Source organism: Pseudarthrobacter sulfonivorans (genome assembly GCF_014712225.1).
In the GTDB taxonomy this organism is placed as follows: domain Bacteria; phylum Actinomycetota; class Actinomycetes; order Actinomycetales; family Micrococcaceae; genus Arthrobacter; species Arthrobacter sulfonivorans.
Genome location: NZ_JACXBW010000002.1, coordinates 1 through 13552, shown reverse-complemented (window position 1 = coordinate 13552; position 13552 = coordinate 1). Strand labels below are relative to the sequence as shown.

12 protein-coding genes are annotated in these 13552 nt (G+C 65.2%); 5 read left to right on the top strand and 7 right to left on the bottom strand.

The features are described from left to right. Positions 1–19 precede the first annotated feature (19 nt). Together IAQ70_RS02370 and IAQ70_RS02365 are read left to right on the top strand one after the other, a co-directional pair. Positions 20–781, top strand: a complete 762-nt coding sequence (locus IAQ70_RS02370) for an isoprenyl transferase (RefSeq protein WP_317983572.1) — start codon at positions 20–22, stop codon at positions 779–781. 281 nt (positions 782–1062) lie between these two features. Continuing rightward, on the top strand, positions 1063–2487 hold the full coding sequence (locus tag IAQ70_RS02365) for a PhoH family protein (RefSeq protein ID WP_190987714.1): 1425 nt from the start codon (positions 1063–1065) through the stop codon (positions 2485–2487). A gap of 336 nt (positions 2488–2823) precedes the next feature. Here the strand turns inward: IAQ70_RS02365 and IAQ70_RS02360 are convergent, their stop codons facing one another. Both IAQ70_RS02360 and IAQ70_RS02355 read right to left on the bottom strand, forming a co-directional pair. Beyond that, the gene (locus IAQ70_RS02360) at positions 2824–3471 is read right to left on the bottom strand and encodes a GNAT family N-acetyltransferase (protein WP_190987713.1); all 648 of its coding nucleotides are present in this window, start codon (positions 3469–3471) and stop codon (positions 2824–2826) included. A gap of 49 nt (positions 3472–3520) precedes the next feature. Beyond that, positions 3521–4315: a hypothetical protein gene (locus tag IAQ70_RS02355; protein ID WP_190987712.1), complete on the bottom strand. Its 795-nt coding sequence runs from the start codon at positions 4313–4315 to the stop codon at positions 3521–3523. 59 nt (positions 4316–4374) lie between these two features. Between IAQ70_RS02355 and IAQ70_RS02350 the strand changes: the two genes are divergently transcribed. Both IAQ70_RS02350 and IAQ70_RS02345 read left to right on the top strand, forming a co-directional pair. Next, positions 4375–4932: a prepilin peptidase gene (locus IAQ70_RS02350; RefSeq protein WP_190987711.1), complete on the top strand. Its 558-nt coding sequence runs from the start codon at positions 4375–4377 to the stop codon at positions 4930–4932. A 102-nt stretch (positions 4933–5034) separates the two neighbouring features. Continuing rightward, entirely contained in the window at positions 5035–6612 is a 1578-nt protein-coding gene (locus IAQ70_RS02345) for an HNH endonuclease signature motif containing protein (RefSeq protein ID WP_190987710.1), read from the top strand. A gap of 319 nt (positions 6613–6931) precedes the next feature. Here IAQ70_RS02345 and IAQ70_RS02340 read toward each other — a convergent pair whose 3' ends face one another. From IAQ70_RS02340 to IAQ70_RS02320, 5 genes are all read right to left on the bottom strand, one after another. Continuing rightward, positions 6932–8650, bottom strand: coding sequence for an MDR family MFS transporter (locus tag IAQ70_RS02340; protein WP_190987709.1), 1719 nt, complete (start codon positions 8648–8650; stop codon positions 6932–6934). After that, positions 8647–9312 (bottom strand): TetR/AcrR family transcriptional regulator, encoded by a 666-nt coding sequence (locus tag IAQ70_RS02335; RefSeq protein ID WP_190987708.1) that lies wholly within the window; start codon positions 9310–9312, stop codon positions 8647–8649. The genes IAQ70_RS02340 and IAQ70_RS02335 overlap by 4 nt, the downstream gene beginning before the upstream one ends. A gap of 127 nt (positions 9313–9439) precedes the next feature. After that, positions 9440–10861, bottom strand: coding sequence for a class II fumarate hydratase (locus IAQ70_RS02330; RefSeq protein WP_190987707.1), 1422 nt, complete (start codon positions 10859–10861; stop codon positions 9440–9442). Positions 10862–10937: 76 nt separating this feature from the next. Beyond that, positions 10938–11552 carry a carbonic anhydrase gene (locus IAQ70_RS02325; RefSeq protein ID WP_190987706.1) on the bottom strand — a complete coding sequence of 205 codons (615 nt, stop codon included), beginning with the start codon at positions 11550–11552 and terminating at the stop codon, positions 10938–10940. Between the two features lie 9 nt (positions 11553–11561). Further along, positions 11562–12242, bottom strand: coding sequence for a DUF4245 domain-containing protein (locus tag IAQ70_RS02320; RefSeq protein WP_190987705.1), 681 nt, complete (start codon positions 12240–12242; stop codon positions 11562–11564). 218 nt (positions 12243–12460) lie between these two features. Between IAQ70_RS02320 and glpX the strand changes: the two genes are divergently transcribed. After that, entirely contained in the window at positions 12461–13483 is a 1023-nt protein-coding gene (glpX, locus tag IAQ70_RS02315; protein ID WP_190988076.1) for a class II fructose-bisphosphatase, read from the top strand. Positions 13484–13552 lie beyond the last annotated feature (69 nt).

Here is a 13552-nt window from a genome sequence, read left to right as displayed (position 1 = left end):
AAGTCAGGTGAGTCTCCTCGTGGAATTGGGCGGGTTCCTTTATGGCTTCTACGAGAGGCGGCTGCTCCGGGAGCTGGCCGGCGGCCGCATCCCCAAACACATCGGCGTGATGGTGGACGGCAACCGCCGGTGGGCCAAGCAGTTCAACGCACCCACCAGCCAAGGCCACCAGGCCGGCGCCGACAAAATCCACGAATTCCTTGGCTGGTGCCAGGAACTCGGCGTCAAAGTGGTCACGCTGTACATGCTTTCCACGGACAACATGAGCCGCTCCAGCGAGGAACTGGATCTCCTGATGGGGATCATCGCCAACACCCTGGACCGGCTCGACGAGGACGCCAACATCTCCGTGAACGCCATGGGCGCCCCCGAACTTCTTCCCGATTACCTGGCCGAGCGGCTCAACAAGCTGACGGCCCGGACGCCGGTGCAGGAAAAGATCCACGTCAACGTCGCGGTGGGTTACGGGGGACGCCGGGAGATCGTCGACGCCGTCCGGGAACTGCTTCACGACGCCGTCGCCAAGGGATCCGACATCTCTGCGCTCGCGGACAGCCTCAGCGTGGACGACATTTCGCGCTTCCTGTACACCCGCGGCCAGCCCGACCCGGACCTGGTGATCAGGACCTCCGGGGAGCAGCGGCTGTCCGGCTTTCTCATGTGGCAAAGCGCCTACAGCGAGTTCTACTTCTGCGAGGCCCTGTGGCCGGCGTTCCGCAAGGTCGATTTCCTGCGGGCGCTGCGCGACTACGCCGGCCGGCAGCGGCGCTTCGGCACCTGAGCAGGGCAGCCTGCTGGCGGCACCCGGGCGGGTACCCCGCCGTCGTGCCGGTTCATCTGGAATTCACAAGCCAGTAACAGGACTCGCCATCGGATGGTTCCGGAAATTACTGGCGGTGGATTTACGTTGTAACCATCAGCAGGCAAAACCGCCGGCTGTTCGGGGAGGCCAGTACATGGAGCGAATTTTCGCACCGGTTGTATGGGAGGCCGAGTCCGGCCTTCAGGCCGAACCGCCTCACCAATAACAATTCCGGGCATGTGCCCGGGGCTGGAGTCGATGTGGCTACTTCTGAACTACTGCCCGAGGTCGTTTCCGCGGGACAGAAAGCTACCTCTCGCACCACGCGAGCTACCTCAAAAACCGGTGCAGCCAACAAAGCTGCGGCCGGTTTTGCCGTTTCCGGAAGGGAAGCCACCATCAGCAGCTTCGTCATTGACACCTCCGTCCTGCTCTCGGACCCACGCGCACTGCTGCGCTTCGCAGAGCACGAGGTCATTGTCCCCATCGTGGTCATCACCGAACTTGAGGGGAAGCGGCACGACCCCGAGCTGGGCTACTTTGCCCGTAAGGCCCTCAGGCTGCTCGATGACCTCCGCGTGAAGCACGGCGGCCTGAGCCAGCCCATTCCCATCGGCGACAGCGGCGGCACGCTGATGGTCGAGCTGAACCACATCTCCGCTGACGTGCTTCCGCTCGGGTTCCGCGGCGGCGACAACGACAGCCGCATCCTGGCAGTGGCCAAGAACCTGGCCAACGAAGGCCGGAACGTCACCGTTGTGTCGAAGGACCTGCCCATGCGGGTCAAAGCCTCCGCCATGGGGCTCACGGCCGACGAATACCGCAACGAACTGGTGCAGGACTCCGGCTGGACGGGCATTGCCGAAGTGGAAGCCAGCGAGGACGAAGTCAACACCCTCTACGGCCACGAACCGGTCTTCATCCCCGCAGCCGCGGAAATGCCGGTCAACACCGGCCTGGTGCTCCTCTCCAACCGGGGTTCGGCCCTGGGCCGGGTGGGTGCCGACAAGCAGGTCAGGCTGGTCAAGGGTGACCGCGACGTCTTCGGGCTGCACGGACGCTCGGCCGAGCAGCGCCTGGCCATCGACATGCTGATGGATCCCGCCGTCGGCATCGTGTCCATCGGCGGACGGGCGGGCACAGGGAAATCCGCCCTGGCCCTCTGTGCGGGCCTCGAAGCGGTGCTGGAACGCCGCGAACACCGGAAGGTGATCGTCTTCCGGCCGCTCTATGCTGTGGGCGGCCAGGAACTCGGTTACCTGCCCGGCTCCGAGTCGGAAAAGATGAACCCCTGGGCGCAGGCCGTGTTCGACACTCTCGGTGCCCTGGTCAGCCAGGAGGTCGTGGAAGAGGTGATGGACCGCGGCATGCTCGAAGTCATGCCGCTGACCCACATCCGCGGCCGCTCCCTGCACGACGCCTTCGTGATCGTCGACGAGGCCCAGTCACTGGAGAAGAACGTCCTCCTCACCGTGATGAGCCGCATCGGCCAGAACTCGAAGATCGTCCTCACCCACGACGTCGCCCAGCGGGACAACCTCCGCGTCGGCCGGCACGACGGCATCGCCGCCGTCGTCGAAACCCTGAAAGGACACCCCCTCTTCGGCCACATCACCCTGACCCGTTCGGAGCGCTCACCGATCGCAGCCCTGGTCACGGAACTGCTCGAAGGGGCGGAGATCTAGTCCTTCGTTCCGTTCGTTGAGGGGCCGTGGTTCCGTTCGTCGGGCCACGGCCCTTCTCCGTCGCTTAGACACGTCGCAAAGGGGCCCCTTCGGTCGCTAGGCGACCTCCGGGTCCCGATGCGCCGCGATGCGCTCCTACGAGAAGGACCGCAACCCGACTTGTGCTTCGGCGTCTCGAAAGGTGCGCCGTGGCACACGTCCGGTCCGAGTCCTTCGCGTAGGAGCGCATCGCCGACCAAAGCGTTGCGCAGGTCGCCCAGCGACCGTAGCGGCGCGTCGGGAGGTGTCTAAGCGACGGCGAAGGGCCCGGGCCGGACGAACCCAACCACGGCCACCCTACGAAGCCCCGAGGAACTTGGCTGCGGCTTCGTGGCCCTTTACTTGGAGTGTCCACTGGGGACGCTTGAACGTGGCCGGGGTGAGGCGCACTTTTTGGACGTCCACTGATTTGTTGCCCCACGACATGCGTGTGGTGCCGTTGAGTTCGTAGCCGAGGGAGCGGGAGACGCCCAGGGAGGCGGCGTTCCAGGTTGCGGCTTCCGATTCGGCGACTTCCGCGCCGAGCCAGTCGAAGGCGTAAAGTGCGACGGCGGCGCGCATCTCCGTGCCCAGGCCTTGGCCGTGGACGGACTGCCTGAGCCATGAGCCGGTGCTGACGGTCCTGAGGGTGGCGAAGTCTTTGGCGCCGATGTCCTGGCAGCCGATGAACTGGTCGTCGTGCCAGATGCCGAGGAGCAGGGTCCAGTCTTCGGGGGCGGCCTGGCCGCGGCAGCGCCAGTACCACTGGGCCATGTTGGGGCCCAGCGAGTCCGCGGGAAGTTCCGTCCACGGGTTGCTGAACGGGTTCCGGCCGGGATCGTGGATGCCGCTCGCAGCCGCTGCGACAGCCGCTGGTATGTCGTCGTCGGTGATGGGGCGCAGTACCAGCCGTGGTGTGGTCAGTGTGAGGCCGAAGAGAGGCCAGATGGAGGTCAGCGCGGTCATCAGGGAAGCCTAACCGACGGCGGGAGATCCGGCCTGCTAAGCGTTCGGTTCAGGCCCGGATGTCCCAACTGATGTGACGGCGGACGTCCGTGAGGTTCATTGACTGGGCGAGGAAGAGGTCGTCGAGCATGTACTCGTCGACCGCTATGATCCGGATCCAATGGCCATGATCCAGCGACGCGTCCTCCAGGGACTGGCTGGCGACACAGACGCCCGTCTCAAGGTCGATCCGCACGCGGTTGCTGCCGGACAGGCAGAGCGGTGCTCCGGGATCCGTGGGGCGGTAGGAGGCAGTGGGCGAAACTGTCGCCTCCAATGCAGGCCGGCCGTGGTGCTCGACGCGGCGCACCCCGTCCACGTCGACCGGATTCGTTCCCGGGAACTCCAGCGGCGCCGGAGCGTTGCCGGCGAGCTCCACGGGATCCAGCGCGGCCGAGAAGCGGCCGTTTCCGAAGCCCGGTTCGCCGTAAGCGGCCTCCGGCCGGCGCCTGACCAGGCCGCCGTCGTCGTATACGGGCGCCACGAGGTGCGGCGGCAGCAGCCAGGACTTCCGCGTGGAGCTGACGTACAAACCGTCCCTCGAATCATTGATCCCCGTGGTGCTGTGGAGGACGAGACGGTCAGCGGTCTCCAGACGGAGCGCTCCGGGGCGGCGAAGCCAGGCCCGGACCAGCGGCGCCGCCGGATCGGGGGCCTCGGCAAACGGCTCATCCCAGTATTCAAACCGGAGGGACTGCCATTTCCAGGGGGAAGAACGGCACAGGTTCCGGAACGTCGCGGTCAGGTCTGTGGCCGCTGCACTGCTTTCCGGGTTGGGCCGGCGCCTCGTGTCCCAGGTCGACATATCCACAGTTTACGCGTGGGCCCTCCGCTGCCGCGCCGGAATCCAGTAGCATCCGAGGGGTGATCCGACGACTCGATGGACTATGGGACGCCACCCCGCTGGCGTTCTGGCTGGTGCTTGCTGCGTGTGCCTACTTCCTCGTGATGGCGGCCCGGCTGACCATAATTGATGTCCGCCACCATCTGCTGCCAAACCGGATTGTCTTCCCGTCCTACGCCGTCGCGGGAGTCCTGCTTCTTGCCGCGGCAATCGTCCACGTTGTTGCCGGTGCAGGCGCCGTGCAAGGAACGCCCGACGGCGGCGCTGAACTTTTCGGCGTACCCGCCCTTCGGGTCCTGGCCGGCGGAGCGGTTCTCTGGTTGTTCTACTTTGTCCTGCGGCTGGTTTACCCACCCGGCATGGGCTTTGGCGACGTTAAGCTCGCAGGCGTCCTGGGGATGTATCTGGGTTACCTTGGCTGGGCGCACGTATTTGCGGGTACCTTCGCGGCATTCCTGCTGGGCGGCCTCTGGTCGCTGGCCCTACTGGCAGCACGGCGCGGCACACTGAAGTCAGCCATCCCTTTCGGTCCGTTTATGCTCGCGGGTACGGCCGCCGCCATGCTGCTGCCGGCCTGACCGGTTCCGCCGCCTCCGCCCTGGACCTCGTCAGGTGGTTACTTATCCACATAGGCACGTTGCCTGGGTCCTCACGGTGGTGGGTGCTGGGATGCTGTGGGTATGGAAAGCAGTGCGGGGGTGGAATCGGTGGCAGTGGTGGAGGTCCTTGGGACTGCGACCGTTGCGGGTTCCACCGTCGCGCCGGATGTCCTGGTCCTGAGTCGTTCAGAAGGCCCCGGGTCTTTGGACTCGCCGGGTCCTGGCGCTGACCTGCTGCGCCGCGAGTACGACGGGTGTTTGGACGCTTTGGCGGAGATCCGGTGTGAGGAAGCGCGATTGGCGGCGCGGAAGGTCCGGCTGGTTGCCCGGTGCGCCGGGGTTGCGGCGGCAATGGCGGCCCCGGGGATGTCCTTGCAGGAGCAGGCGGCGCAGGAGATGGCCTTTGTAGCAGAGGTCGCGGGTGTGCTGACGGTCGGTGAACCGGCCGCCGCCGGCCTGGTGGCCGAGGCGCGGGAGCTGACCACAGCTCTGCCGTTGACGTTTTCGGCGTTGGAGGCGGGGACGATTTCGTGGCAGCATGCCCGCATCATGGTGGACGAGGCCAACGGCCTGGGCCCGGAGGGTGCGCAGGCGTTGGAGGCGCATTTCCTGGACCCGAAGGATCTGAACCGGGTCCGAGGATGTCCGGCGGGTGAGATGGTGGCCGGCCGGTTCCGGGCCAGGGCCCGGACCTGGCGGGAACGGCACCACCCGGTCAGTATCGAACAACGCCACGCAAAAAGTGCCCTGGATCGGCGCGTGCTGTTTTCCCCTGACCGGGACGGCATGGCCTGGTTCTCAACCTATTTGCCGGCGGATACCGGGTCAGGGATCTGGGAACGGGCCACCGCGGCTGCCCGCGCCATGCAGGGCCCGGACGAGCCCCGTACCCTCACCCAGCTGCGGGCCGACAACGTCGCCCGGTGGCTCCTCGGCGGAAGCCATCCCATTCCGGGCAACGGAGACGGGAAGAACATCTCTGACGGGGCCGGTACTGTCCCAGCAGCCATGCCTGCCGTGGACAGTGCCGGTCCCGGTGGCCCCAGCAGCGACATTCCGTCACCGCGGGCGCAAGTCCTGATCACGGTCCCGGTGATGGCCCTGCTCGGTGCCACCGAGGAGCCGGCGATGCTCGACGGGTACGGTCCGATCCCGCCGTCGATGGCCAGGCACCTGATCGCCGACGGCGCGGATTCCTTCCACCGCGTCCTCATCGACCCCCGCGACGGGGCCCCGCTGGAAATCGGGCGGACCAGCTACCCGGTCACCAAAGCCCAACGCCAATGGCTCAGACTCAGGGACGGCAAGTGCCCGTTCCCCGGCTGCAACAACCAGTCCCTGGACAACGAAGCCGACCATATCCTCGCCTGGGCCAAGGGCGGGACCACCGGGATTTCGAACCTCGGGCAGCCATGCCGCCGCCACCACCGTCTCCGTCACACCACAGCCTGGAAACCCACCGGCGCCACCAAAGACAAGCCACCGGGCTGGATTTCACCGGCCGGCCGCAGCTACCAAAGCGAACAACCCGACTGGGAACCACCCCACTGGCCGGACTGGCAACACGCGTGGAATGCCGGCGCGCCCGATGAGTCAGACGGGGTGGGCAGAGACTCTCAACCCAATACCGTCGATGCGCGCCCAGCTCCGGATCCGTAACCGGCCTTTCGTGGATAGTTCGGACCGTTCCGTCGCGCCCAGTCGGTTTGATAGAGGCCCGGTCGTTACACCAACATCAGCCTGCCGAAACACAGGGGGCCGCCCGCGCAGGCCTTCCTGGGAAGAATTCGGCCTTTCAGGACGGACAGCACGATCTCCCGAAAAACAAGGGCGCCGCAACCCCCAATGTTGCGGCGCCCCTGCAGGCTTCTTTTGATGAAACATGCACCTTCGGTCAGGCTCCCTCCGGGCCGCTTAGAGATCCGGGCCGCTGAGAGATCCGGGCCGCTGAGAGATCAGGACAGTCGAGAGATCAAGGTCACTGGGAGACCAGCTCGCCGTCCTGTTCAAGGCTCACCGGCTCGCCGTCCGGGGCTGTGACCTCCGTGGCACCTGTAGTTCCTGTGATGTCAGCCCCGTCCTGGCGCAGCCCCCGCACACGCTCCGCTTCCAGCCGATCCGCCTCCTCGCCGCCCACGGCCTCCCCACGGGCCACCATGCCGGCGGTGTCCGACAACGGTATTTGCTTAAGCGTGATGGCAAGCAACAGTGCCGCGGCGATGAAGGGGATGAGGTACCAGAACACCGGTGCCAGGGACTCCGCGTAGGCGGTGACGATCGCGTCCCTCAGCTGTTCCGGGAGCTGGCTCAAAGCCTGCGGATCCAGTGAGCTGGTGGACTGGGAGGCCTGCGCCGCCGAGGCTCCGGCGCCGGTGAATGCGTTGGTGAGCGATTCGGAGAGCCTGTTGGTGAAAATGGCACCAAAGACTGCCACGCCCATGGCGGCGCCGACTTCGCGGAAGTAGTTGTTGGTGCTGGTGGCTGTCCCGATCTGATCCGCCGGGACGGAATTTTGCACCACGAGGACCACAACCTGCATGATCAGGCCCAGACCTGCGCCAAAGATGAACAGCTGGACGCAGATGACCCATATCGGGGTGGCAGCCGTCAGCGTAGTCATCCACAGCATTGCGGCCATCGTGAAGGCTGCGCCGAGGATGGGGAACATCTTGTACTTGCCGGTTTTGGAAATCCGGATTCCGGAGTAGATCGATGTACCCATCAGGCCCACCATCATGGGCAGCATCAACAGGCCGGACTCAGCCGCAGACGTGCCGGAAGACATCTGCAGGAAGGTGGGCACGAAAGCGATCGCCGAGAACATGCCCAGGCCCAGGGTGAAGCCGATGGCCGTGGCGTTGACGAAGATCCGGTTCTTGAAGAGGCTCAGGGGGATGATGGGGTCCTCGGCCCGGCGCTCCACCATGACGAATGCCGCGGCGGTGACGATCAGGCAGGCACCGAACGCCCAGGTCAGGGGTGAATCCCAGCCCTCGTCCTTCTTGCCGCCGAAGTCGGTGAAGAAGATCAGGCACGTGGTGGCGGCCGACAGGAAAACAACGCCCAGGATATCGATCCGTTTCGCGGCCTTCTTGTTCGGCAGGGTCAGCGTAAACCAGGCGATGGCGAACGCAGCGATGCCGATGGGGATGTTGATGTAGAAGGCCCACTCCCAGGTCAGGTGGTCGACAAAGAAGCCGCCAAGCAGCGGGCCGGCGACGGCAGAGAGGCCGAAGATGGCTCCCAGCGGGCCCATGTACTTGCCGCGGTCCTTGGCCGGAACAATGTCGGCGATGATGGCCTGCGACAGGATCATCAGCCCGCCGCCGCCCAGCCCCTGGATGGCGCGGAAGATGACAAAACCCCAGAAATCGGTGGCCAAGGCACACCCCACCGATGCGAGCGTGAAGAGGGCGATGGCAACGAGGAAGAGGTTCCGCCGGCCCAGGACGTCACCGAATTTGCCATAGATGGGCATCACGATGGTCGTAGCCAGCAGGTAGGCAGTAGTGATCCAGGCCTGGTGTTCCACGCCGCCGAGCTTTCCCACGATGGTGGGCATGGCCGTGGAGACGATGGTCTGGTCAAGGCTGGACAGGAGCATCCCGGCAATGAGCGCCGAGAAGATGATCCAGATGCGCTTCTGGGTCAGCAGTAGCGGGCCCGCCGCGGCTTTGGAACTGACAGTGGTGCTCATGGTCGTCCTTCGATGGGTTCTGGTTTTTCAAAATGCTGGGAGAAGAGTTGGCTGGCGGCGGTGATGTTTTCGATCAGTAGCTCGGCGTAGGAGCGGATGTTGCCGTCGGAGAAGTAGGCCATGCTGCTCTTCCGGGCGATGGTGCCCAGCAGGGCGACAGCCATCTGCACCACGGGGTGGTCGGGGGCCACACCTTCCCGCCGCGCGACGTCGCGGGCGAACTGTGCTTCCCGCTGCTCTGTCGCGCCGATGATCCGCAGGACCAGTTGGGGTTCTTTTTTGACGACACCGATCAGCTGGCGTGTCTCCTCCTCGGAAGCGGCCATGTGCTCGGATAGCTTCAACGAGAGTCGGATCAGGTCCCGAAACAGGGTGGGGGAGATCTCCCCGGGAGGCGACGACGAGCCGCCGGCGACAAACTCCTCCACAACATCCTGGGGGATCTCATCGTCCGCGTGGCCAATGATGGCGTCTTCCTTGGTGGGGAAGTAGTTGAAGAAGGTCCGGCGGGAGATCTCGGCCCGTTCACAGACCTCTTCCACCGTGTAGCCGTTCAGCCCGCGCCCGGCAGTAAGGGAACGTGCGATGGCGGTGATGGCCGCCCGTGTTGCGGCGCGCTTGCGCTCACGAAGCCCGCCGTCGATTTCTGCACTATTATCCACAAAGTAAAGTTTTGCACTCAAATTTTAATAGTGCAAGATTTTGCCCTGTGGCCTTAAACACCAGCGGCCGCCCGCCTTCGTTAGGAAGGTGGACGGCCGCCGTCGTGAATTAGGGAGGCGGTGGGACCTATGCCTTGTGCGGCGGGCGCGTCATGGACATAACGTCCAGTGCGGTATCCAGCTGCTCTTCGGTCAGTTCGCCGCGCTCCAGGAAGCCCATGGCCACCACGGTTTCGCGGATGGTGAGACCTTCTGCCACGGCCTTCTTGGCGATCTTGGCGGCGTTTTCGTAGCCGATGTGCTTGTTTAGCGGCGTGACGATGGACGGCGAGGCTTCCGCCAGGAAGCGGGCGCGTTCCACGTTGGCCGTGATGCCGTCGACCATCTTGTCGGCCATCACGCGGCTGGTGTTCGCCAGCAGGCGGATGGACTCGAGCAGGTTGGCCGCCATGACGGGGATGCCGACGTTCAGCTCGAAGGCACCGTTGGTGCCCGACCAGGCGATTGCGGTGTCGTTGCCGATGACCTGGGCGCAGACCATGATGGACGCCTCGCAGATGACGGGGTTGACTTTGCCCGGCATGATCGAGGATCCCGGCTGCAGGTCCGGGATGGCGATTTCGCCGAGGCCGGTGTTGGGGCCGGAGCCCATCCAGCGGAGGTCGTTGTTGATCTTCATGAAGGAGATCGCGATGTTGCGGAGCTGGCTGGAGGCTTCGATGAGGCCGTCGCGGTTGGCCTGGGCCTCGAAGTGGTCGCGGGCCTCGGTCAGCGGCAGGCCGGTGTCGGTGGCGAGCAGCTCAATGACGCGCTCCGGGAAGCCTGCCGGGGTGTTGATGCCGGTGCCCACGGCGGTGCCGCCGAGCGGAACTTCGGCAACGCGGGGGAGGGAGGCGTTGATGCGCTCGATGCCGTAACGGACCTGCGCTGCGTAGCCGCCAAACTCCTGGCCAAGGGTGACGGGGGTCGCGTCCATCAGGTGGGTGCGGCCGGACTTGACGACGTCCTTGAACTCAACAGCTTTGCGTTCCAGCGACTCTGCCAGGTAGCCAAGGGCCGGGATGAGGTCGTTGATCAGGGCCGAAGTGGCGGCGACGTGGACCGACGTGGGGAAAACGTCGTTGGAGGACTGGGAGGCGTTGACGTGGTCGTTCGGGTGGACAACCTTGTCGCTGCCGGCAGCCTTGAGGGCGCGCGAGGCGAGTTCGGCGAGGACCTCGTTGGTGTTCATGTTCGAGGACGTGCCGGAGCCCGTCTGGAAAACGTCAATCGGGAAGTCGCCGTCGTACTTGCCTGCGGCTACCTCATCGGCGGCCTCGGCAATCGCCTTGGCCAGCTCGCCGTCGAGCACTCCAAGTTCTGCGTTGGCCTGGGCAGCTGCCTTCTTGACCCGGGCGAGGGCCTCGATGTGCGCCCGCTCCAGGGTCTTGCCGGAGATGGGAAAGTTCTCAACTGCACGCTGCGTCTGGGCACGGTACAGGGCGTTCACGGGGACGCGGACTTCGCCCATCGTGTCGTGTTCAATGCGGAATTCTTCAGTGGAAGTCATGGGGCTAGCTTAGGACGAGGTGCGCCCCGGGCCGAAACCGTGAACCGCATGCTACGGGCGGGCGCCGGGGCTTGGCCTAGAGCTCGCCGATGCCCGAAACCAACTTGGCCCGGCCCTCTACGAGGCTGTACTTCAAACCGATCACGGCGGCGCGGCCCTCATCGACTGCGTCGGAGATCACACGGGAGCTGTCCACCAGCCGCTGTGAAGTCTGCTTGGTGTGCTCCACCACCATTTCATTGATTTCGTGCTGGTTGTTCCGCAAGGACGTCAGCACGGAGGGAGTGATCCGCTCCACGAGGTCCCGCATGAAGCCGACGGGCATCTCGCCGGTGTCCACCGCCGATTTGGTTGCGGTCACGGCGCCGCAGCTGTCGTGGCCGAGAACCACGATCAGGGGCACCCCCAACACGCTGATGCTGTACTCCAAGGATCCCAGGACGGCGTCGTCAATTACCTGTCCTGCCGTTCGCACCACGAAGGCGTCCCCCAGGCCGAGATCGAAAATGATCTCGGCCGCCAGCCGTGAATCGGAGCAGCCGAAGATCACGGCAAACGGATGCTGGTTCTCCACCAGCGACGACCGGCGGGACGCGTCCTGGTTCGGGTGCGAAGACTCGCCGTTGACAAAACGTTCGTTGCCTTCGCGCAGCCGGCGCCAGGCGAGGGCGGGGGTCAGGTATGTAGCCACTGGCCTACCTTACGGCGCAGGGCTGGCTGACGGTGAAACCATTACGGCAGCATTGCTGTCCATGGATTTCACGACGGCGTCAGCCAGGACAGTGAACTCGTCCAGTTGCGCCGTGCCGGTGAGGACAACGGTGGTGCCGCGGTAATCCAGGATCATGCTCCTTTCACCTTTGCCGGCATCCCGGAGTTCCCAGGACTGGCCGCCGGCGTCGCGGGTTCCGGTGACGGGGGCGCTTTTGGTCTGCTGCAGCAGCCAGGTGGGGTTGGACTGCCGGGTTTGGACCAGGCCGATGAAGGCATCCTTCGGTGTGATGTACCCCACCTCCCACGTGGGAACGCCGCTGCCGCTCCCTGACTCCCACCGTGCGTAGTTTGGCCTGAAGGCGTTAGCCGTATCCGGGGCCGCGGGTGTGAACCCCGCCACATCCGCAGCGTTCCCGGCCACGGCGCTGACGTTGATGTCCGGGCGAAACCCGTCGCTTTTGGGGAGGGGATTCATCAGGATGACGGGCAGGAAGGCAGCAATGGTGACCACCAGGGCAACGATCATGCCGATCACGGACGCATTGGCGCGCTTGGCGGCTGCGGCCGGAATGACGGGCTTAACCGCCGGCTGGTCAACCTTTGATGTGTCCCGTACGGCGCGTCCGGTGTCCGAGGGATCTGGCCCGGGGGTTGTCTTTTCCTGCATTTCGCTCACCCCTCTATAGTCGCCCATGCAGGGGCCCAACTCACACTCGGGGCCGCACCCGGCCCTGAGGGCCATGTTGCGTCCGCACGTCATCCCACCACTCCGGAGTGGCACCGCGACTATGATCAGTAACAGAGGAATCACCGCGTCTGCTGAATCCGGCTGAGCGGGTCCAATGATCGCCACTCGAAGAAGAGGTTCACGTGTCACCAGCGTCCATGACCCAGAAGTACTCCACGATCTCCCCCTCACTGGCTGTGGGTATCGACGAGCCGGACCGCAACCTTGCCCTTGAGCTCGTCCGCGTCACCGAAGCCGCGGCCATCGCCGGCGGCCACTGGGTGGGCTTCGGCGACAAGAACAAGGCTGACGGCGCCGCTGTCGATGCCATGCGCTCCTTCCTTCAGACGGTCCACTTCAATGGCGTTGTGGTCATCGGCGAAGGCGAAAAAGACGAAGCCCCCATGCTGTTCAACGGGGAACACGTTGGCGACGGCACCGGCCCTGAGTGCGACGTTGCCGTCGACCCGATCGACGGCACCCGGCTCACAGCGTTGGGCATCAACAATGCCCTCGCAGTCCTCGCCGTGGCCGAACGCGGCTCCATGTTCGATCCCTCCGCCGTGTTCTACATGGAGAAGCTCGTCACGGGCCCGGAAGCTGCCGACATGGTCGACTTGCGCCTCCCGGTGAAGCAGAACCTGCATTTGATCGCCAAGGCGAAGGGCGTAAAGGTCAACCAGCTCAACGTCATGATCCTGGATCGTGACCGCCACCGCCCCTTGGTCGAAGAGATCCGCGAAGCCGGTGCGCGCACCAAATTCATCATGGACGGCGATGTCGCCGGCGCCATTGCTGCGGCCCGTTCCGGCACCGGCGTTGACGCCCTCATGGGCATCGGCGGCACGCCGGAAGGCATCGTTGCCGCCTGCGCCATCAAGTCCCTCGGCGGCGTCATTCAGGGCCGGCTGTGGCCCACCAGCGACGACGAGAAGCAGAAGGCCCTCGACGCCGGCCACGACCTGGACCGCGTGCTCTCCACCAACGACCTCGTGTCGAGCGACAACTGCTACTTCGCGGCCACGGGCATCACCGACGGCGACCTCCTCAAGGGCGTCCGCTACTCCAAGGACAAGGTCCTGACCCAGTCCATCGTGATGCGCTCCAAGTCGGGCACCATCCGCTTTGTCGACGGCGAGCACCAGGCCAGCAAGTGGGAAGGCTACGCCCGCAAGAGCTAGCTCCACGGCACAGTGAGAGAAGCGGCCCCCCCCCCGGGGGGGGGGGGGGGGGGGGGCGGCGCGCGGCGG

Coding starts and splice junctions, on each gene's coding strand:
- IAQ70_RS02360 (WP_190987713.1), bottom strand. CDS start 3,471: ATGACCGCGCTGACCTCCATCTGGCCTCTCTTCGGCCTCACACTGACC.
- IAQ70_RS02355 (WP_190987712.1), bottom strand. CDS start 4,315: ATGTCGACCTGGGACACGAGGCGCCGGCCCAACCCGGAAAGCAGTGCA.
- IAQ70_RS02345 (WP_190987710.1), top strand. CDS start 5,035: ATGGAAAGCAGTGCGGGGGTGGAATCGGTGGCAGTGGTGGAGGTCCTT.
- IAQ70_RS02340 (WP_190987709.1), bottom strand. CDS start 8,650: ATGAGCACCACTGTCAGTTCCAAAGCCGCGGCGGGCCCGCTACTGCTG.
- IAQ70_RS02330 (WP_190987707.1), bottom strand. CDS start 10,861: ATGACTTCCACTGAAGAATTCCGCATTGAACACGACACGATGGGCGAA.
- IAQ70_RS02320 (WP_190987705.1), bottom strand. CDS start 12,242: ATGCAGGAAAAGACAACCCCCGGGCCAGATCCCTCGGACACCGGACGC.
- glpX (WP_190988076.1), top strand. CDS start 12,461: ATGACCCAGAAGTACTCCACGATCTCCCCCTCACTGGCTGTGGGTATC.